We start from the raw sequence: 22,045 nt of genomic DNA, 5'->3' as shown, positions 1-22,045 counted from the left end.
TGCTGACGTCGCTGACCCGTGAGCGGGTTGAGCCGGTGCTGCGGGCGAAGGTGGACGCGGCGTGGAATCTGCATGAGCTGACGGCGGGGATGGACTTGTCGGCGTTCGTGCTGTTCTCGTCGGCGACCGGTGTGCTGGGTGGCGCGGGGCAGAGCAACTACGCGGCGGCGAATGTGTTCCTGGACGGTCTGGCGTCCTGGCGTCGCGCTCGGGGGCTGCCGGGCGTGTCGATGGCATGGGGTCTGTGGGCCGAGGCGAGCGGCATGACCGGACACCTCGGCGAGGAAGACATCCAGCGGATATCCCGCTCGGGCGTGGTGCCACTGGCCACGGACGAGGGCCTTGAGCTCTTCGACGCCGCTCTGGTCTCGGACGCGGTGGTACCCGTTCTCTTCCGGCTGGACATCCCGGCGCTGCGTGCGCAGGGAGCCGAACTCCCCGTTCTCTTCCGTAACGTCGTACCGGGGATGACCGCCCGGCGTGTCGCGGGCGCCGGAGACACGGACGTGGACGACGTTGCCGCCCGCCTGCGGCGGCGACTGGTCAGCATGTCCGAGGCGGATCAGGAGCAGTTCCTGCTCCAGGAGCTGATCCGCGTCCAGGTGGCCGCTGCCCTGGGACATGCCAACTCGGACACCGTCGAGGTGGGACGGCCCTTCAAGGAGCTGGGCTTCGACTCCCTCACCGCCGTGGAATTGCGTAACCGTCTCAGCGCGGAAACCGGGTTGCGCCTCCCGGCGACGCTCGTCTTCGACTACCCGAACCCGACGGTGCTGGCGGGCCATCTGCGCTCGGAGATCCTCGGGTCCCAGGGCACGGCCATCGCGGCGGCGGGCGGACCGTCCGGCGTCCCGTCCCGCACGGACGACGACCCGATCGCGATCGTGGCCATGAGCTGCCGCTTCCCCGGTGGTGTGCAGACACCCGAGGAGCTGTGGCAGCTGGTGATGGCGGGCACCGATGCCACGTCGTCGCTCCCGTCCAATCGTGGCTGGGACCTCGAGTCGATGTACGACCCGGACCCCTCGCGTGAGGGCACGTACTACGCCCGCAACGGTGGCTTCCTCTACGAGGCGGACCAGTTCGACCCGGAGTTCTTCGGGATCTCGCCACGTGAGGCGCTGTCGATGGACCCGCAGCAGCGACTGCTGCTGGAGACGTCGTGGGAGGCGTTCGAGCGGGCAGGTATCGCTCCCGAGACGGCGAGGGGAAGCCGGACCGGCGTCTTCGTCGGCGTTGTGTACAACGACTACGGCACCCGTCTGCAGGGGAACTCTCCCGAAGGCATTGAGGGCTACCTCGGTATCGGCAGCGCCGGCAGCGTGGCCTCGGGCCGGATCTCCTACACCCTGGGTCTCGAGGGCCCGGCCGTGACGGTGGACACCGCGTGCTCGTCGTCGCTGGTCGCGCTGCACCTGGCGGTCCAGGCGCTGCGCCAGGGCGAATGCGACATGGCGCTGGCCGGTGGTGCGACCGTGATGTCCACACAGGTCGGGCTGGTGGACTTCAGCCGTCAGCGCGGGCTGTCCGTGGACGGCAAGTGCAAGGCGTTCAGTGATCGCGCCGACGGCTTCGGATTCGCCGAGGGCGTCGGGCTGCTGCTCGTGGAGCGGCTGTCGGACGCCAAACGCAACGGGCACCAGGTGCTGGCCCTGGTCCGCGGTACGGCGACCAACCAGGACGGTGCGTCCAACGGCCTGACCGCCCCGAACGGCCCGTCTCAGCAGCGGGTGATCCGCGCCGCGCTGGCGAACGCCGGGCTGTCGGCCATCGAGGTGGACGCGGTGGAGGCACATGGCACCGGCACCAAGCTGGGCGATCCCATTGAGGCACAGGCCGTGCTGGCCACCTACGGCCAGGACCGGCCCGCGGACCAGCCGCTGTGGCTCGGCTCGGTGAAGTCGAACATCGGCCATGCGCAGGCGGCGGCCGGTGTGGCCGGTGTCATCAAGATGGTGATGGCGATGCGGCACGGCGCACTGCCGAAGACGCTGCACATCGATGAGCCGTCGCCGCATGTGGACTGGTCAGCGGGCGGGGTGAGCCTGCTGACGGACGGTATGCCCTGGCCGGAGACGGGACGGCCGCGGCGCGCGGGAGTCTCCTCCTTCGGGATGAGTGGCACCAATGCCCACGCCGTGCTGGAACAGGCTCCGCTGGACGCCGCTCCCAGCCCTGCCGCCGATGACGGGGCCCCGGCCGCGGAACTGCCGGAGATCACGCCGTGGGTGATCTCCGGACGGTCGGACACCGCGGTCGAGGCACAGGCGGAGCGGCTGCTGACGCATCTGCGTGAGCGCCGAGAGGTCTCGCCCGCCGATATCGGGCTGTCGTTGGCGACCACGCGCAGTGTGTTCGAACACCGCGCGGTGGTGCTGGCGGGCGACGGCGACGGCCTCCTGAACGGCCTGGGGGCGTTGGCCGAGGGGAATGTGGCACCTGGTGTGGTACGGGGAATAGCCGGCGCTCGTGACCAGGCGGTGCTTGTCTTCCCTGGTCAGGGTTCGCAGTGGGTGGGGATGGCGGCAGGGCTGCTGGAGTCTTCCCCGGTGTTCGCGGAGCGGATCGGTGAGTGTGCGGCGGCGTTGGCGCCGTACGTGGACTGGCCGCTTGCGGAGGTGTTGCGCGGCGGTGAGAGTGCCGCGGAGGCGCTGGAGCGGGTGGATGTGGTGCAGCCGGTGCTGTGGGCGGTGATGGTGTCGCTGGCCGAGCTGTGGCGTTCGTATGGTGTGGAGCCCGCGGCGGTCATCGGTCACTCCCAGGGTGAGATCGCGGCGGCGTGTGTGGCGGGTGCGCTGTCGCTGGAGGACGCCGCGAAGGTGGTGGCGTTGCGGAGCAAGGCGCTGCGGGCGCTGTCGGGGCGTGGCGGGATGGTGTCGGTGTCCCTGCCCGTGGACTCGGTGCGGGAGCGGCTCGAGGCGTGGGGTGAGCGGCTGTCGGTGGCGGCGGTGAACGGGCCCTCGGCGGTCGTGGTCTCCGGCGACGCCGACGCGTTGGACGAACTCCTGGGCGTATGCGAGGGCGAGGGGATCCGGGCGCGTCGCGTGCCCGTGGACTACGCCTCCCACTGCGCTCACGTCGAGGCCATCGAGGACGAGCTCCAGCAGATCCTCGCGGGAATCGCCCCGCGTGCGTCGTCGGTGCCGTTCTATTCGACGGTGACCGGCGGGGTGCTGGATACCGCCGGTCTGGACGCCGGGTACTGGTACCGGAATCTGCGTCAGACGGTGCGCTTCGACGAGACCGTCCGTGTGCTGCTGGCCGATGGTTTCCAGGTGTTCATCGAGGCCAGCGCTCACCCTGTGCTGACGATGGGGGTGGAGCAGACCGCGGAGGACCACGGCGCCCGGGTGACGGCTGTCGGTTCGCTGCGCCGTGACGAAGGCGGCCTGCAGCGGTTTATGACCTCCCTGGCCGAGGCGTATGTCGGCGGAGCATCCGTCGACTGGGCGGATCTCTTCGCCGGATCGGCGGCCAGGCGCGTCGATCTGCCGACGTATGCCTTCCAGCGCGCGCGCTTCTGGCTGGATCCCGAAGCAGGCGGCGCCGGTGATGTGTCTTCGGCGGGGCTGGACGCGGCGGGGCATCCGCTGCTGGGTGCTGCTGTGCCGCTGCCCGACTCCGATGGGTTCTTGCTGACCGGTCGGCTGTCGCTGCGTACGCATCCCTGGCTGGCCGACCATGCGGTGCTGGGCCGGGTCATTCTGCCGGGTACGGCGTTTGTCGAGTTGGCGTCGCGGGCCGGTGATGCGGTGGGTTGTGACCGGTTGGAGGAGCTGACGCTGGAGGCGCCTTTGGTGCTGCCCGAGGAGGGGGCGGTCCAGGTGCAGCTGGTGGTGAGTGGGCCCGGGCAGGGCGGGGAGCGCGAGCTCAGTGTGTATTCCCGTCGTGGCGATGGTCCGGACGCGTCGTGGACGTGCCATGCGAAGGGCGTGCTGGCCGTGGCGTCGGTCGCCGATGGGGCGGCGGGTCCGGTGGACCTGAGCGCATGGCCGCCGGCGGGAGCGGAGGCGGTCGAGACCGCGGGCTTCTACGAGGATATGGCGGCCACCGGGCTGGCGTACGGACCGGTGTTCCGGGGGCTGCGTGCCGTCTGGCGCAGGGGCGATGAGGTCTTCGCGGAGGTGGCGCTGCCGGAGGAGTCGCGGACGGAGGCGGCCCGGTTCGGGCTGCATCCCGCGCTGCTCGACATGGCGCTGCACGCCTGGCTGGTGTCCGCTGCCGCGGAGAGCGAGGGGAGCTCGGGCGGGATTCGGCTGCCGTTCGTATGGAGCGGTGTGTCGCTGTACGCCACCGGCGCGACCTCCCTGCGGGTACGGCTGGCCCGCGCGGGCGCCGATGGAATGTCGGTGCTGGTGGCCGATGCCGCCGGTACGCCGGTGGCGTCGGCGGAGGCGCTGGTCACCCGGCCGGTATCGGAAGCGCAGCTCGCGTCGTCCGCCGAAGACGCCGAGTCGCTGTACCGGGTGGAGTGGGTCGCGGCGTCCACCACCGCCCCAGTCCCCGCGACGGACCGGTGTGCCGTGGCCGGGCCTGATGTCTTCGGCCTGGCCCGGGCGTTGAAGGCGGCCGATGGATCGGTGGAGGAGCACGCCGACCTGGCTGCTCTCGCGGCGCATGTGGAGTCGGGCGCACCGTTGCCGAACCTGGTGTTCGTGACCGCCTCCTCCGCCCCCGGTGAGGACGTCGTTACGGCGACCCGGGCGGTGGCCCACCAGACCCTGGACATGGTGCGGGCATGGCTGACGGAGGACCGGTTCGCCGAGGCGCGGCTGGTGCTCGTGACCCGCGGTGCGATGGCGACCGAGGACGGCGTGGACCCGCGTGACCTGGCGGCGGCCCCGGTGTGGGGGCTGGTGCGGTCGGCGCAGGCCGAGAATCCGGACCGGTTCGTCCTGCTGGATGTGGACGGTGCCGAGGAGTCGCTGGCCGTGGTGCACCAGGCGGTGTCCACCGGGGAACCGCAGCTGGCGGTGCGCGGCTCCCAGATGCTGGTGCCGCGTCTGGCGTCCGGTGGCGCGACGGGTGTGCTGACGCCGCCGGTCGGTACGGAGGCGTGGCGGCTGGAGGCGTCCGGAGCGGGCACCCTGGAGGGGCTGGCGCTGGCCACGGCCACGGACGCCACCGGGGAACTCGGCGAGCACGAGGTGCGGGTCGCGGTGCGTGCCACGGGCCTGAACTTCCGCGATGTCCTGATCTCCCTGGGGATGTATCCGGGTGAGGCTCTGATGGGCGGCGAGGGGGCCGGTGTGGTCGTGGCCGCCGGTCCCGGGGTGACCTCCCTCGCCGTCGGCGACCGCGTGATGGGGCTGTGGGAGGGTGGATTCGGGCCGCTGGCCGTGGTGGATCACCGCACCCTGGTGCGGATTCCGGACGGCTGGTCCTTCACCGAGGCCGCCTCCGTCCCGGTCGTGTTTGTGACGGCTTTGTATGCGCTGCGGGAGCTGGCGGGCCTCCGGCGTGGTGAGTCGCTGCTGGTCCATGCCGCGGCCGGTGGTGTGGGAATCGCGGCGGTGCAGTTGGCGCGGGCCTGGGACTGTGAGGTGTTCGCGACCGCGAGTGAGGCCAAGTGGGACGTCCTGCGCGGTCTCGGGCTGGACGAGGCGCATATCGCCTCGTCGCGGACGCTGGAGTTCGAGAAGCGGTTCAAGGACTCCTCGGCCGGTCGTGGTGTGGATGTGGTCCTGGACTCCCTGGCCGGTGAGTTCGTGGACGCGTCGCTGCGGCTGCTGGGTGAGGGCGGGCGGTTCATCGAGATGGGCAAGACGGATGTGCGGTCGGCCGATGAGGTGGCGGCGGCGCATCCGGGCGTGATGTACCGGGCGTTCGACCTGGCGGAGGCGGGCCCCGAGCGCATCGGGGAGATGCTCGCCGAGATCGTGGCCCTGTTCGAGCGAGGTCAACTGCGGCCGCTGCCCACCCGGGTGTGGGATGTGCGCAGGTCCCCCGAGGCGTTCCGGTTCATGAGCCAGGCGCGCCACGTGGGCAAGCTGGTGCTGAGTGTTCCGGCCGCGCTGGACCCGGAAGGCACGGTACTGATCACCGGTGCCGGAGGTGTCCTGGGCGGGCTGGTCGCGCGGCATCTGGTGGCGGAGCACGGGATACGCCGGCTGCTGCTGGTCAGCCGCCGTGGCCGCGCCGCCGAGAGCATGACAGCGCTCGAGACGGAGCTGACGGCCCTGGGGGCCTCGGTCGAGGTTGCCGCCTGCGATGTCGCCGACCGCGACGCGCTGGCCGATCTGCTGGCGGGGCTGCCCGATGATGGGCACGGCCTGACCGGCGTGGTCCATGCCGCGGGCCTCCTGGACGACGGCACGGTGACCTCGCTGACACCGGAGCGGCTCGATGCGGTGCTGCGCGCCAAGGTCGACGGGGCGTGGCACCTGCATGAGCTGACGCGCCGCTTCGATGTGGCCATGTTCGCCCTGTTCTCCTCGGCCGCCGGTGTCCTGGGGTCCGCGGGCCAGGCCAACTACGCCGCCGCCAACACGTTCCTGGACGGACTGGCCCAGCGGCGCCGGGCGATGGGCCTGCCCGGGGTGTCGCTGGCCTGGGGCATGTGGGCCGAGCGCAGCGGGATGACCGGACACCTCGCCGAGGCGGACCTGTCGCGCATGACGCGCGGCGGACTGGTGCCGTTCTCGTCCGAAGAGGGGCTGCGGCTGTTCGACACGGCCGGGCGGCTGGCCGAGGGCCTGGTGGTGCCCGCACGGCTCGACCTCGGCCACTTGGCAGCCACCGCCGACACCACACCCGTACCCCCCTTGCTCAACGGACTCGTACGACGGCCCGTCGTCTCCCGTCGTGCCTCGGCTCAGGACGACTCCGGTTCGCAGGAGGCGCCGCTGGTGCGGCGTCTTGCCGGGCTCGGCCAGGGGGAGCGGCAGCGGACACTGCTGCGTCTGGTCCAGGAACACGCCGCCACCGTCCTCGGCCACGGGTCGGCGTCGGCGGTGGACACCGATCGTGGCTTCCTGGAGCTGGGCTTCGACTCGCTCACCGCGGTCGAGCTGCGCAACCGGCTGAACGCGGCCACCGGGCTAAGGCTGCCCGCGACCCTCATCTTCGACTACCCGACCCCCGCAGCGCTGGCCGGACAGCTGAATGCGGAGATCGTCCCCGTGGATGCGGACGACCCATCGGACGTGGCCGCCGAACTCGACCGGCTGGAAGCGGCCTTGCTCGGCACGGGCGCGGCGGCCGATGACGACACCCGGGCCATGGTCGCCGGCCGGTTGAAGCGTCTTCTGTCCCACTGGGACGGCGGACGTGGCGGCCCGGCACCGGATGGCCCGACCACCGATTCCGGCGATACCCACGATGTCGCCGAACATCTGGAGACGGCGGAGGCCGACGAGCTCTTCGCCTTCATCGACCAGGAGTTCGGGACGTCGTGATCCGACCAGCGGCCGCCACCACGGCGCACCCACGAACCCACACCACCTGCCCGCCGACCACCCCGCTCCCGAAGCGCGACCCCGAGAGGTTCTGATGTCGGAACAAGAAAAGCTGCTCGGCTACCTCCGGCGGGTGACGGCTGATCTGCACCAGGCGCGGCAGCGTCTGCAGGATGTGGAGTCGGCGGCCCGTGAGCCGATCGCGATTGTCGGGATGAGTTGCCGTTTCCCCGGCGGGGTGCGTTCTCCCGAGGAGTTCTGGCAGTTGCTGAGCGGGGCCGAGGACGCCATCACGCCATTCCCCGAGGACCGTGGCTGGGACCTCGACTCGCTCTATGACGCGGATCCTGACCGGTCGGGTACCTCCTATACGCGCGAGGGGGGATTCCTGTACGACATCGGCGACTTCGATGCCGATTTCTTCGGGATCTCGCCGCGTGAGGCGATGGCGATGGATCCGCAGCAGCGATTGCTGCTGGAGACGTCGTGGGAGGCCATCGAGCGGGCGGGTATCGACCCGGTCTCGCTGCGGGGCAGCCGGTCCGGGGTCTTTTTCGGGGCGGTGGCCCCTGACTATGGGCCGCGGGTGCATGAGGCGCCGGATGGTGTCGAGGGTCATCTGGTGACCGGCAGTGCGATCAGCGTGGTGTCCGGGCGGGTGGCCTACACGCTCGGGCTGGAGGGCCCGGCGGTGACGGTGGACACCGCCTGCTCTTCGTCGCTGGTCGCTCTGCATCTGGCCGTGCAGGCGCTGCGTCAGGGGGAGTGCTCCTTCGCACTGGCCGGTGGCGTGAGCGTGATGGCCACGCCGGGTACGTTCGTCGGTTTCAGCCGGCAGCGCGGGCTCGCACTGGACGGCCGGTGCAAGCCCTTCTCGGCGGCGGCCGATGGTTTCGGGGCGGCCGAGGGTGCCGGGATGCTGTTCCTGGAGCGGCTGTCCGATGCGCGGCGAAATGGCCATCCGGTGCTGGCGGTTGTCCGGGGGACGGCGACGAATCAGGATGGCGCGAGCAGTGCGCTGTCGGCCCCCAACGGCCCGTCGCAGCAGCGGGTGATCCGCCAGGCGCTGGCCAATGCCGGGCTCACGGCCGGGCAGGTCGATGCCGTGGAGGCGCACGGGACCGGTACGAAGCTGGGTGACCCGATCGAGGCGCAGGCGCTGCTGGCCACCTATGGCCGTGAGCGCACCGCGGGTGATCCGCTGCTGCTGGGGTCGGTCAAGTCCAACATCGGCCATACACAGGCGGCCGCCGGTGTGGCCGGTGTGATGAAGATGGTGCTGGCGATGCGGCATGGTGTGCTGCCGCGCACCTTGCACATCGACGAGCCGTCGCCGCATGTGGACTGGTCGACGGGTACGGTCGAGCTTCTCACCGAGGCAGCCGCATGGCCCGAGGGCGAGGAGCCGCGCCGGGCCGGGGTGTCCTCCTTCGGCATCAGCGGGACCAACGCCCACGCCATCATCGAGCAGGCTCCGGCACCGTCCGCCACCCATGAGGTGACGCATGACGACGCCGCCGAGGCGGCTTCCGGCTCCGAGGTGGCAGAGGAGGCGGAGGCGCCCCGGACGGCGCTGCCCCTTATCCCCTGGCTGTTGTCGAGTAAGTCCGAGGCGGCGCTGCGCGCCCAGGCCAGGCGCCTGTTGGACCATGTGGAACAGCATCCGGAGGTGACGGCCGGGGACATCGGACTGTCTCTTGCCACGACGCGGACCGCTTTTGACCATCGTGCGGTGGTGCTGGCCCAGGATCGTGCGGAGGCTGTCCGGGCTCTGGCTGATCATCTCGCGGGCAGCGGCGCTCCGGGGCTGGTCGAAGGTGTGGCCAGGCGCAGTGCCGGGGTTGTGTTCGTCTTTCCCGGTCAGGGTTCGCAGTGGGTGGGGATGGCGGCGGGGCTGCTGGAGGCCTCGCCGGTGTTCGCCCGGCGGATCGAGGAGTGTGCGGCGGCGTTGGCGCCGTTTGTGGACTGGTCACTGGTGGAGGTGTTGCGCGGCGGTGAGGGTGCCGCGGCCGCGTTGGAGCGGGTGGATGTGGTCCAGCCGGTCTTGTGGGCGGTGATGGTGTCGCTGGCGGAGCTGTGGCGCTCCTACGGCGTCGAGCCCGCTGCCGTGATCGGTCATTCGCAGGGTGAGATCGCGGCGGCGTGTGTGGCGGGTGCGTTGTCGCTGGAGGACGCCGCGAAGGTGGTGGCCCTGCGCAGCCAGGCGCTGCCCGTGCTGTCCGGGCGCGGGGGCATGGTGTCGGTGTCGCTGCCCGTGGACTCGGTGCGGGAGCGCCTCGAGGCCTGGGGTGAGCGGCTGTCGGTGGCGGCGGTGAACGGGCCCTCGGCGGTCGTGGTCTCCGGCGACGCCGATGCGCTGGAGGAGCTGCTGACGGCGTGTGAGGCGGAGGAGATCCGGGCGCGCCGTATCCCGGTGGACTACGCCTCGCACTCCGCCCATGTCGAGAGCCTGGAAGAGGAGATCCGGCGCACTCTGGCCGGGATCGCTCCGCGGTCCTCCTCGGTGCCGTTCTACTCGACGGTGACCGGCGGTGTGCTGGACACCACGGGGATGGACGCCGGGTACTGGTACCGCAATCTGCGCGGGACCGTGCGTTTCGACGAGACCGTACGGGTGCTCCTGGACGAAGGCTTCCAGACGTTCGTGGAGGCCAGCGCGCATCCGGTGCTGACTGTGGGCATCGAGCAGACGGCCGAGGACCACGGCACCCCCGTGGCGGCCATCGGCTCGCTGCGCCGTGACGAAGGCGGTCTGGAGCGGTTCCTGACCTCCCTGGCCGCGGCTCACGTCGGCGGTATCGCCGTGGACTGGCGGACGGTGTTCGCGGGGACTGGTGCCCGGCCCGTCGACCTGCCCACCTACGCCTTCCAGCGCCAGCGGTACTGGCTGGACGCCACCTCGGCTGCCGAGGTGGCCGCCGCCGGTGGCGGCTTGAGCGCGGATGCGGTGGACGCGCGCTTCTGGGAGGCGGTGGAGCGCGAGGATTTGGAGGCGCTGGTCCGCACGCTGGAGGTGGAGGACGAGGAGCAGCAGTCGTCGTTGACGGCGTTGCTTCCGGCGCTGTCGTCCTGGCGTCGTCAGCGGCGTGAGCAGAACAAGGTGGACGGCTGGCGTTACCAGGCGGTCTGGAAGCCCCTGGCATCCGCGTCCGAGACCACGCTCTCGGGCACCTGGCTCGTGGCCGTTCCGGAAGCCTGTGGTGACGACGCTTTGGTCGCCGCCGTGCTCGATGGGCTGGCCGGGCGCGGTGCGCATGTGGTTCGCGTGGCCGTCGGGGCGGCGGATGACCGTGAGGTGATGGCGGAGCGGCTGCGCGGGGCCCTCGTTGGCGCGGCGGTGGAGCCGTCGGGCGTGGCGGGTGTGTTCTCGCTGCTGGGGCTGGACGAGTCGGCGCATGAGTCCTTCGAGGTGGTCCCGGCTGGGCTGGCGTCGACGGTGGGCCTGGTTCAGGCGCTGGGCGATGCGGATGTGGTGGCTCCGCTGTGGTGTGGCACCCGGGGCGCGGTGTCGGTGGGGCGCTCCGACCGGCTGGTGAGCCCGGTGCAGGCCATGGTGTGGGGCCTGGGCCGGACCCTGGAGGCGGAATACCCCCAGCGCTGGGGCGGCGTCGTGGACCTGCCCGAGACCATGGACACCCGTGCGGTGGCCCGGTTGGCCGGAGTGCTCGCGGGCGCGGAGGGCGAGGACCAGGTCGCGGTGCGCGGGTCCGGCGTCTTCGCCAAGCGGCTGGTGCGGGCCTCCGCGCCCGATGCCACGACCGCGGATGGCTGGCGTCCCAACGGTTCGGTGCTGGTGACCGGTGGTACGGGTGCGCTGGGCGGTCACGTTGCCCGCTGGCTGGCGCGTACGGGTGCCGAGCATCTGGTGCTGACGAGCCGCAGTGGTATGGAGGCCGAGGGCGCCGCCGAGTTGAAGGCGGAGCTGGAGGAGCTCGGTGCCCGGGTGACGGTGGCGGCGTGTGACGCCGCGGACCGTGAGGCGCTGGCCGCGGTGCTGGACGCGATCCCGCAGGAGTTCCCGCTGACCGCCGTGGTGCATACGGCGGGTGTGCTGGACGACGGCGTGGTGGACGCCCTGACGGTGGAGCGGGCGGCGGGGGTGCTGCGTCCGAAGGTGGACGCGGCGCGGAATCTCCATGAGCTGACCGCGGGGATGGATCTGTCGGCGTTCGTGCTGTTCTCCTCGGCGGCGGCCACGCTGGGCAATCCGGGGCAGGGGAGTTACGCCGCGGGCAACGCCTTCCTGGACGCGCTGGCGGCCCAGCGGCGTGCGGACGGCCTTCCGGCCACCTCCATCGCCTGGGGCGCCTGGGCCGGAGGCGGCCTCGTCACGGACGAGGTCGGCGAGCAGATGAGCCGATCGGGGATTCTGGCCATGCCCCCCGAGCTGGCGATTTCGGCGCTGCAGCGGGCATTGGACCACGACGAGACGTTCCTCGCGGTCGCGGACATCGACTGGGCACGCTTCGAAGCGGACTCCGCCGACACTCCTCTCTTCCGTCAGCTGCGGAACGTGCAGAGCGCGACCACGGGGAAGCAGCCCACGGCGGGCAGTTCCGCCCCCGAGCGGGCGGAACTCCACGACCGGCTGGAAGCCATGCCCCGGGAGAAGCGCGAAGGAGCGCTGCGGGACCTGGTACGTGCCCAGGCCGCCGACGTCCTCGCGCACGACAGCGCGGACGCGGTCGCGTCGGACCGTGCCTTCCGTGACCTCGGCTTCGACTCGCTGACCGCCGTTGAACTGCGCAACCGGATCGGTGCGGCGACCGGGCTGCGGCTGCCGGTCAGCCTGGTCTTCGACTACCCCACGCCCACCGTGCTGGCACGGTTCCTGAACGGCGAGATGTTCGGCACCGAGGAAGGCGGCTCCGCCGAGACGGCGCCGACCCGATCGGACTCGTTCGACGAGCCCATCGCGATCGTGGCGATGAGCTGCCGGTTCCCGGGTGGTGTGCGGACCCCCGAGCAGCTGTGGGACGTGGTGAACGCCGGAGTCGACACGATCTCCGGGTTCCCCGATGACCGTGGCTGGGACCTCGAGGGGCTGTACGACCCCGACCCCGACAAGCCGGGCAAGACCTACGCCCTCACCGGCGGATTCCTCGACAACATCACCGACTTCGACCCGGACTTCTTCGGGATCAACCCGCGCGAGGCCCTGGCCATGGACCCGCAGCAGCGGCTGCTGCTGGAGACCAGCTGGGAGGCGTTCGAGCGTGCCGGCATCGACCCGGCGGCGTTGCGTGGCAGCCAGGCGGGCGTCTTCATCGGCTCGAACTACCAGGACTACAGCGGCCGGGCCATCAACGCGCCGGACGGTGTGCAGGGCTATCTCGGACTCGGCAGCGCGTCGAGCGTCGCCTCCGGCCGCCTCTCCTACACCTTCGGTTTCGAGGGACCGGCCGTGACGGTGGACACCGCGTGCTCGTCGTCGCTGGTCGCCCTGCACCTGGCCGCGCAGTCGCTGCGCCAGGGCGAGTGCGACATGGCGCTGGCCGGCGGTGTGACGATCATGGCCACGCCGGGCACGTTCGTCGAGTTCAGCTCCCAGCGGGTGCTGTCGCCGGACGGACGGTGCAAGGCGTTCTCCGCCGAGGCCGATGGCACGGGCTGGTCCGAGGGCGTGGGCCTGCTGCTGGTGGAGCGGCTGTCGGACGCCCGGCGCAACGGCCACCAGGTGCTGGCCGTCGTCCGGGGTTCGGCGATCAACCAGGACGGCGCGTCCAACGGTCTGACGGCGCCGAACGGCCCGTCGCAGCAGCGGGTGATCGGCAAGGCGCTGGAGAACGCGGGCCTGACACCGGCCGATGTGGACGCGGTCGAGGCACACGGCACGGGCACGTCGCTGGGTGACCCGATCGAGGCGCAGGCGCTGCTGGCCACCTACGGCCAGGGGCGGCCGGAGGATGAGCCGCTGTGGCTGGGCTCCATCAAGTCGAACATCGGGCACACCCAGGCGGCGGCCGGTGTGGCCGGGGTCATCAAGATGGTGATGGCCATGCGTGAGGGCGTACTGCCGAAGACGCTCCACGCGGACGAGCCCTCGCCGCACGTCGACTGGACCAGCGGCGCCGTGTCCCTGCTGCACGAGGCGACCCCGTGGCCGGAGACGGACCGCCCGCGCCGGGCGGCCGTGTCCTCCTTCGGGATCAGCGGCACCAACGCGCACACGATCATCGAGGCGGCCGACGCCGCAGAGGCACCGTCGCAGGAGACCGGCGGCGAGGCCGCCGGTTCGCCGGCCGGCATCACGGTGGTTCCCTGGCTGCTCTCCGGCGGAAGCCCCGACGCGCTGAGCGCTCAGGCCGGGCGGCTGCGCGAGTTCGAGGGCGTGGCTACCGCGCGCGCCGACGACCTCGCCGACATCGGTTATTCGCTGGCGACGACCCGTTCCGCCCTGCCCTACCGCGCGGTTGTGGTCGCCGAGGAGCCGGCCCAGTTCCGCTCCGGACTCGACGCGCTGGCGGAGGGCAGGAACGCGGCCACGCTGATCCAGGGCGTGGCGCGGGCCGAGCACAAGACGGCGTTCCTGTTCTCGGGCCAGGGTGCGCAGCGTCTGGGCATGGGCCGGGAGCTGTACGACGCCTTCCCGGTGTTCGCCCAGGCGTTGGACGAGGTGTGCGCGCATCTCGATGTGCTGCTCGACCGTCCGCTCACCGAGGTGATGTTCGCGGCCGAAGGCAGCGCGGATGCCGAGCTGCTGGATCAGACGGCGTTCACCCAGCCCGCGCTGTTCGCCATCGAGGTGGCGTTGTTCCGGCTGCTGGAGCACTGGGGCATCACCCCGGACGTGCTGATCGGTCACTCCATCGGCGAGATCGCCGCCGCACATGTGGCGGGGGTGTTCTCGCTGGAGGACGCGTGCGCGCTGGTGGCGGCCCGTGGCCGGCTGATGCAGTCCATGCCCGAGGGCGGCGCGATGGTGGCCGTCCAGGCGCCCGAGGAGGAGATCGCCGCGTCGCTGGCCGGTCGTGAGGCCGAGGTGAGCATCGCCGCCGTCAACGGCCCGACCGCCGTGGTCATCGCGGGTGATGAGGCCGCGGTGCTGGAGATCGCCGGACAGTGGGAGCGAGAGGGCCGTAAGACGCGTCGCCTGCGCGTCAGCCACGCCTTCCACTCCCCGCGCATGGACGGGGTGCTCGGCGACTTCCGTAAGGTCGTCGAGGGCCTGTCGTTCGCTCCGCCGACCCTCTCCCTGGTCTCCAACGTCACCGGCACATCGGCGGAGACGGACGAGGTGTGCTCGCCGGAGTACTGGGTGCGCCATGTGCGCGAGGCGGTGCGGTTCGCGGACGGGGTACGGACCCTGGAGAAGCTGGGTGTGACGTCGTTCGTGGAGGTGGGCCCGGACGGTGTGCTCACCGCGATGGCCCAGGACTGCCTGACGGCCGAGGAATCCGATGGCGGGCTCGCTCCCTCCCTCGTGTCCGTGCTGCGCAAGGACCGGCCCGAGATCCAGTCGCTGACCATGGCGCTGGCCGAACTCCACGTCCACGGCACCGCGGTGAAGTGGGACGCGGTGTTCGCCGGGCGTGGCGCCCAGCGGGTGGAGCTGCCCACCTACGCCTTCCAGCGGCGGCGCTACTGGCTCGAGACGTCGCCGGCCGCCGGCGGGGATGTGACCTCGGCGGGGCTGAACTCGCCCGACCACCCGCTCCTCGGCGCCGCCGTCGCCCTGGCCGACACCGACTCCTACCTGTTCACCGGCCGTCTGTCCGTCGCCACTCAGCCGTGGCTGGCCGATCACGTATTCGCGGAGACCGTGCTCTTCCCGGGCACGGCCTTCGTGGAAGTGGCCCTGCGCGCGGCGGAGCAGGTGGGCTACGAGCGGCTGGACGAGCTGACCATCGAGACGCCGCTGATCCTGCCCGCACGGGGCGCGGCCCAGATCCAGCTCACCGTGGGTGAGCCGGACGAGTCCGGGGCCCGTTCGCTCAACCTGTACTCCAGGTCCGAGGACGCCCAGCCGGACGACCCCTGGACACGCCACACGACCGGCCTGCTCACCAGGGACCCGTCCACCAGGGCACCGGAGTCCGTGGCCGCCGACTTCGCCGTATGGCCGCCCGCGGAGGCGAAGCCGATCGACGTGGACGGTCTCTACGACCGCTTCATCGACGTCGGCTTCGCCTACGGTCCGGCCTTCCAGGGGCTGCGAGCCGCCTGGCGCCGCGGTGACGAGATCTTCGCCGAGATCGACCTGCCCGAGACACAGGAGGCCGAGGCCGCGCGGTACGGCCTGCACCCGGCGCTGCTCGACGCCTCGCTGCACACCGTCGCGTTCAACCCCACCGGCACCGACGGCAGCACCCTTCCGTTCTCGTGGAACGGGGTGACCCTCCACGCCGGCGGCGCGTCCGCGCTGCGCGTACGGCTTGCGAGCGTCGGCGGGGACACCGTCTCCCTGCACGCCACCGACACCTCCGGCGCACTCGTCGTCACGGTCGACTCCCTCGTCCTGCGGCCCGTGGCCCCGGAGCAGGTGAACTCCGCCCAGCCGTACGAGTCGCTGTACCAGGTCGAGTGGGTGCCCGTGGACACGTCCCGCGCCCCGGAGCCGAACGGCGTGGCGGCCGGGCGCTGGGCGCTCGTCGGACCTGACCAGGCCGAGGTGGCCGGTGTCCTCGGATCGGCCGATGGCACCGTGGACACCTACCCGGACCTCGCGGCCCTGGCCGGGGCCATCGACGCGGGCGCCACCGCGCCCGACGTCGTCCTGGCCTCCAGCGCGTCCGGCACCCGCCGGACGCAGGACCTGGCGGAGGCGGTACGGGAAGCCGGCCACCGCGCCCTCGACCTGCTCAAGACCTGGCTGGCCGACGACCGCTTCGGCGCCTCCCGACTGGTGTTCCTCACCCGGGGAGCCATCGCCGCGGGCGATGACACCGATGTGGCCGACCCCGCCGCCGCGGCCGTCTGGGGCCTGGTGCGCTCGGCCCAGTCCGAGAACCCCGACCGGTTCGTCCTGGCCGACCTGGACGACCAGGACGGCTCACGCCGGATCCTCCCGGCGGCGCTCACCGCCGATGAGCCGCAGATCGTGGTCCGCGACGGCACGGTCCTGGCCGGCAGGCTGGCCCGGGTCCCGGCGCGCGGCACCGCGCCCCAGCAGGACACGGCCACGACCGGCATCACCTGGGACCCGCAGGGCACCGTCCTGGTCACCGGAGCGGCCTCCGGCCTCGGGGGCCTGGTCGCCCGGCACCTCGTCGGCGAGCACGGTGTGCGCAACCTCGTGCTGGCCAGCCGCCGTGGCCTCGCCGCGGACGGCGCGGCCGAACTGCGCACGGAGCTGGCGGACCTCGGCGCCCACGCCACGGTCGCCGCCTGCGACACCGCCGACCGCGACGCCCTCGCCGCGCTGCTGGCCTCCCTGCCGGACGAGCACCCGCTCACCGCCGTGGTACACACCGCCGGTGTGCTGGACGACGGAGTCGTCGAGGCACTCACTCCCGAGCGCGTCGACCGCGTGCTGCGGCCCAAGGTCGACGCGGTGCTCAACCTGCACGAGCTGACCGCCGGCCTCGACCTGTCCGCGTTCGTGCTCTTCTCCTCGCTCTCCGGGACGCTCGGCGGCCCGGGCCAGGCCAACTACGCCGCCGCCAACGCCTTCCTGGACGCGTTCGCGTACCGGCGCCGGGCCGAGGGCCTTCCCGCCCAGTCACTCGCCTGGGGGCTGTGGGAGGAGCGCAGCGGCATGACCGGCAAGCTGGACGAGGCCAATATGCGGCGCATCGCCCGGGACGGCGTGACCCCGATGGCCTCCGAGGAGGCCCTGGCCCTGTTCGACGCCTCGTGCGGCATCGACGCGGCCACCCTGGTCCCGGCACGGCTCGACGCCTCGGCGTGGCGAGCCCAGGACGGGCCGATCCCGGCCCTGCTGCGGGGCATCATCCGGACCACGGCCCGCCGCGGCCCCGCGAGGACGTCCACGGGCGGTTCCGGCGCCGGCTCCGCCGAACTGCGTCGCCGTATCGGCTCGTTGAACCCCGCCGCGCGGCAGCAGGCGCTCCTCGAGCTGGTGACCGGGCACGCGGCCATGGCGCTGGGCCACGACAACCCCCGGATGATCGCCCCCGACCGTGGATTCCTCGAGCTCGGCTTCGACTCGCTGACCGCGGTCGGACTGCGTAACCAGCTGGGAACGGTGACCGGGCTTCGGCTGCCCGCCACGCTGCTCTTCGACTACACGACCTCCAGGGCGCTGGCCGGGTACCTGGCCGAAGAGCTCGTCGACGGAGAGACGGACGGATCGGTGGTGCTGCCAGTCCTGTCGGAGCTGGAGAAGCTGGAGAGCTCCTTCGCCGAGGTGGTGGCGGACGAGGCCGCCAGGGAACGCCTCACCGCACGCCTGCAGCAGGTCCTGGCGAAGCTGGGCACGCAGCAGACACAGACAACGAACGGTGGGGTCGCTGCCGCCGACAGGTTCGAGTCGGCGACCGACGACGAGATCTTTGACTTCCTCGACGAGGAGCTCTCGTGACGTGGACGCCCCCGTCCCCAGAAGTCGCCGGCCGAAGGCTTTCCACCCCTGTCCGGGGTTCTCAGAGGAGTGACAAGAAGCGGTGAGTGAGACCAAACTGCGCGACTACCTCAAGCGCGCCACGGCCAGCCTGCACGAGACCCGTGAAGAGCTGAGGGAGCTCAAGGACAGGGACCGGGAACCCATCGCGATCGTCGGTATGGGATGCAGGTATCCCGGTGGGGTCGAGACACCGGAAGACCTGTGGGAACTGGTCGCCTCGGGCACCGACGCCGTCTCCGCCTTCCCCGTGGACCGGGGATGGGACGAGGACCTGTACGACCCGGACCCAGAGAAGCCGGGCAAGAGCTACACGCGTGAGGGCGGGTTCCTGCACGACGCGAACGGCTTCGACGCCTCGTTCTTCGGCATGAGCCCGCGCGAGGCGCTGGCGACCGATCCGCAGCAGCGGCTGCTGCTGGAGACCTCGTGGGAGGCGCTGGAGCGGGCGGGCATCGCTCCGGCGTCCATGCGCGGCAGCCGCACCGGCGTATTCGTCGGTGTGATGTACAACGACTACGGTTCCCGCATCCACTCGATACCGGAGGGCCTCGAAGGCCACCTGGGCAACGGCAGCGCCGGAAGCATCGCGTCCGGCCGCATCTCGTACACCTTCGGCTTCGAGGGCCCCGCGGTGACCGTGGACACCGCGTGCTCCTCGTCGCTCGTGGCACTGCACCTGGCCATGCAGGCGCTCCGCAAGGGCGACTGCTCGCTGGCGCTGGCCGGCGGTGTGGCCATGATGGCGACTCCAGAGGTGTTCATCGAGTTCAGCCGACTGCGCGGACTCGCCGTGGACGGACGCTGCAAGTCGTTCTCGAACACGGCCGACGGCACCTCATGGGCCGAGGGCGCCGGTGTGCTGCTGCTGGAGCGGCTGTCCGACGCGCGGCGCAACGGGCACCAGGTGCTGGCCGTGGTACGGGGCGCCGCCGTCAACCAGGACGGGGCGAGCAGCCGGTTGACCGCGCCGAACGGTCCCTCGCAGCAGCGGGTGATCCGCGACGCACTGCGGAACGCGGGCCTGTCCGCGGCCGATGTGGACGCGGTGGAGGCGCACGGTACGGGTACGACGCTGGGCGACCCGATCGAGGCGCAGGCGCTGCTGGCCACCTACGGCAAGGAGCGCCCTGGGGCGGACCGGCCGTTGTGGCTGGGGTCGTTGAAGTCGAACATGGGGCACACGCAGGCGGCCGCCGGCGTGGGTGGCGTCATCAAGATGGTGATGGCGATGCGGCACGGTGTGCTGCCGAAGACCCTGCATGTGGAAGAGCCGTCGGAGCATGTGGACTGGTCGGCGGGGGCGGTGTCGCTGCTGACCGAGCCGACCCCGTGGCCGGCGACGGGGGAGCCGCGCAGGGTTGGTGTGTCCTCGTTCGGGGTGAGCGGGACGAACGCACATGTGATCCTGGAGCAGGCCCCGGAGGCCGAGGCGGTCGAGGCCACCGAGACCGAGGGCGTCGACGGTCCGGTGGCCTGGGTGGTGTCCGGGCGTGGTGCGGAGGGATTGCGGGCGCAGGCCGGGCGGCTGCGGAACTTCGTGGCGGAGCGTCCGGAGTACGGTGCGGCCGACGTCGCGCTGTCGTTGGTGACGACCCGGTCGGTGCTGGAGCACCGAGCGGTGGTGGTGGGCAGCGACCGGCAGGAGTTGCTGGCGGGCCTCGGCGCGGTGGCGGAGAAGTCCGCTCATCCGGGCGTGGTGGTGGGCGAAAGCGCGACTCCCGGTCGCTCCGTTTTCGTGTTCCCGGGTCAGGGGGCCCAGTGGGTTGGCATGGCGGTCGGGCTGATGGAGTCCTCGCCGGTGTTCGCGGAGGCGATGGCCGAGTGTGAGGCCGCGTTGGCGCCTTATGTGGACTGGTCGCTGGCCGGGGTGTTGCGCGGCGCCGACGGTGCCCCCGGTTATGACCGGGAGGACGTCGTTCAGCCGGTGCTGTTCGCGGTGATGGTGTCGCTGGCGAGGCTCTGGCGTTCGGTGGGTGTGCTGCCGGACGCGGTGATGGGGCACAGCCAGGGCGAGATCGCCGCGGCGTGCGTCGCGGGTGCGCTCTCGCTGGAGGACGCGGCCAAGGTGGTGGCCCTGCGGTCGCGGGTGATCGCGGCGGGTCTGGCGGGCCGTGGTGGACTGGTGTCGATCGGACTGCCGATCGACCAGGTGCGGGAGCGTATTGCCGCTTGGAACGGCGCCGTGTCCGTGGCCGCGGTCAACGGGCCGGGTTCGGTGGTGGTGGCGGGTGATGCGAAGGCGCTGGACGAGCTGTTCGCGGCGTTCGACGGCGAGGAGGTCCGGGTCCGCCGGGTCGCCATCGACTACGCGTCGCACTCCGTCCTGGTGGAGGAGGTCCGTGAGGAGCTGCTGAAGGTCCTGGCGGACATCTCGCCGCGCTCCTCGGAGGTGCCGTTCTACTCCACGGTGACCGGTGAGCCCATGGACACGGCCGGCCTGGACGCGGAGTACTGGTACCGGAATCTGCGGCAGACCGTCGAGCTGGAGACCACCACCCGCAGGCTGATCGCCGACGGGCATTCGGCGTTCGTCGAGGTGAGCCCCCACCCCGTGCTGAGGCTGCCGGTGCAGCAGACCGTCGAGGCCGCCGAGGCAGAGGCCGTGGTTCTCGGCACGCTGCGGCGTGACGACGGTGGACTCGAGCGATTCCTGACCTCTGCCGCCGAGCTGTTCACGCATGGCGTCCAGGTGGATTGGGCCGCCGCGCTGGAGGAGCGCGGTGGCCGGCGGGTCGGCCTGCCGACGTATGCGTTCCAGCGCGACCGTTACTGGCTCGAAGCGCCCGCGGGTGTGGGCGATGTGGGTTCGGTCGGTCTGGGTTCGCTGGGCCATCCGCTGCTGGGTGCGGTGGTGTCGTTGGCGAGTGGCGGCGGGGTGCTGCTGAGCGGGCGGCTGTCGTTGGCCACGCATGGCTGGCTGGCGGATCACGCCGTGCACGGGGTCGTGTTGCTGCCGGGAACGGCGTTCGTGGAGTTGGCGGTGCAGGCGGGCGACCAGGTCGGCTGTGGCCGGGTCGAGGAACTGATCCTGGAAGCGCCGCTGATCGTGCCCGAGAAGGGCGGGGTGCGCCTTCAGGTCGAGGTGGGGGAGGCGGATGCTTCCGGCTTCCGTGAGGTGAGTGTGTTCTCGCGGGATGAAACGGAGGGAGGAACCGCGACATGGGTGTGCCATGCCCGCGGGGCCCTCGCGCCGGTCCAAGCCGCTGGTGAGACCCGCTTTGACTTCGAGGCGTGGCCTCCGGCGGCGGCTCAGGTCGCGGATGTGTCGGAGCATTATGTGCGGGCCGCGGAGAACGGATTGGAGTACGGCCCGGTCTTCCAGGGGCTGAAGCGTGCGTGGCGCCGTGGCGACGAGGTGTTCGCCGAGGTGTCGCTCCCGGAAGCGGAGCGGGACCGGGCGGGCCAGTTCGGTTTGCACCCGGCGCTGTTCGACGCGGCGTTGCACGCGATGGGTGTGAGTGAGGCTCTCGCGGATGGTTCGGGCAGTCTGCTGCCGTTCTCGTGGCGAGGATTCTCGCTCGGGGCGGTCGGCGCGTCCTCGCTGCGGGTGAGGCTGGCTCCGGCGACACAGGGCAACTCGGGTGCGGTGTCGGTGGTGGTGGGGGACGAGTCCGGGCGTGTGGTGGCGTCGGTGGACTCCTTGACGTTGCGGCAGGTTGAGGCCGGTCAACTGAGGGTTGCGGGCGGGGCGGCTCGGGATGCGCTGTTCCGGCTGGAATGGGTGCACGCGCCTGCGGTAAATCGGGCGGAGCCCGTGCCGGAGGCGGAGGTCGTGCGCGTGATCTCCAGCGGCGCGGACGTGGTGGGTGAGGTTTATGGGGAGGTGCTTGAAGCCTTTGACCGGGTGAGGTCGTGGGTAGCCGATCAGGGGTCCGCTGACGGGCGGTTGGTGGTGGTGACCCGGGGCGCTGTCGACGTGGGTGACGGCGTTGGTGTGAGGGATTTGGCAGGGGCGGCGGTATGGGGTCTGGTGCGGTCCGCGCAGTCGGAGAACCCTGGGCGTCTGGTGTTGGTGGACACCGATGACCTGGACGGCGTTGATGGTGTTCTTCCCGGGCTGCTGGTTCGGGGCGAGGAGCAGTTGGTGGTGCGGTCGGGTGCGGTGCGGGTGCCGCGGCTGGGC

At 71.5% G+C, this 22,045-nt stretch carries 3 protein-coding genes; all 3 read left to right on the top strand.

What is annotated here, in order from left to right:
* A partial coding sequence (locus ACFYOY_RS48085; RefSeq protein WP_388594394.1) for an SDR family NAD(P)-dependent oxidoreductase occupies positions 1 to 7,397 on the top strand: 7,397 nt, incomplete at its 5' end.
* Positions 7,398 to 7,488: 91 nt separating this feature from the next.
* On the top strand, positions 7,489 to 17,880 hold the full coding sequence (locus ACFYOY_RS48080) for a type I polyketide synthase (protein WP_388594397.1): 10,392 nt from the start codon (positions 7,489 to 7,491) through the stop codon (positions 17,878 to 17,880).
* Between the two features lie 82 nt (positions 17,881 to 17,962).
* The coding region (locus ACFYOY_RS48075) for a type I polyketide synthase (RefSeq protein WP_388594392.1) at positions 17,963 to 22,045 on the top strand (4,083 nt) is incomplete at its 3' end.

The organism is Streptomyces sp. NPDC007875, assembly GCF_042868035.1.
Lineage (GTDB): Bacteria > Actinomycetota > Actinomycetes > Streptomycetales > Streptomycetaceae > Streptomyces > Streptomyces antimycoticus.
This window is presented reverse-complemented; position numbering and strand designations above follow the sequence as displayed.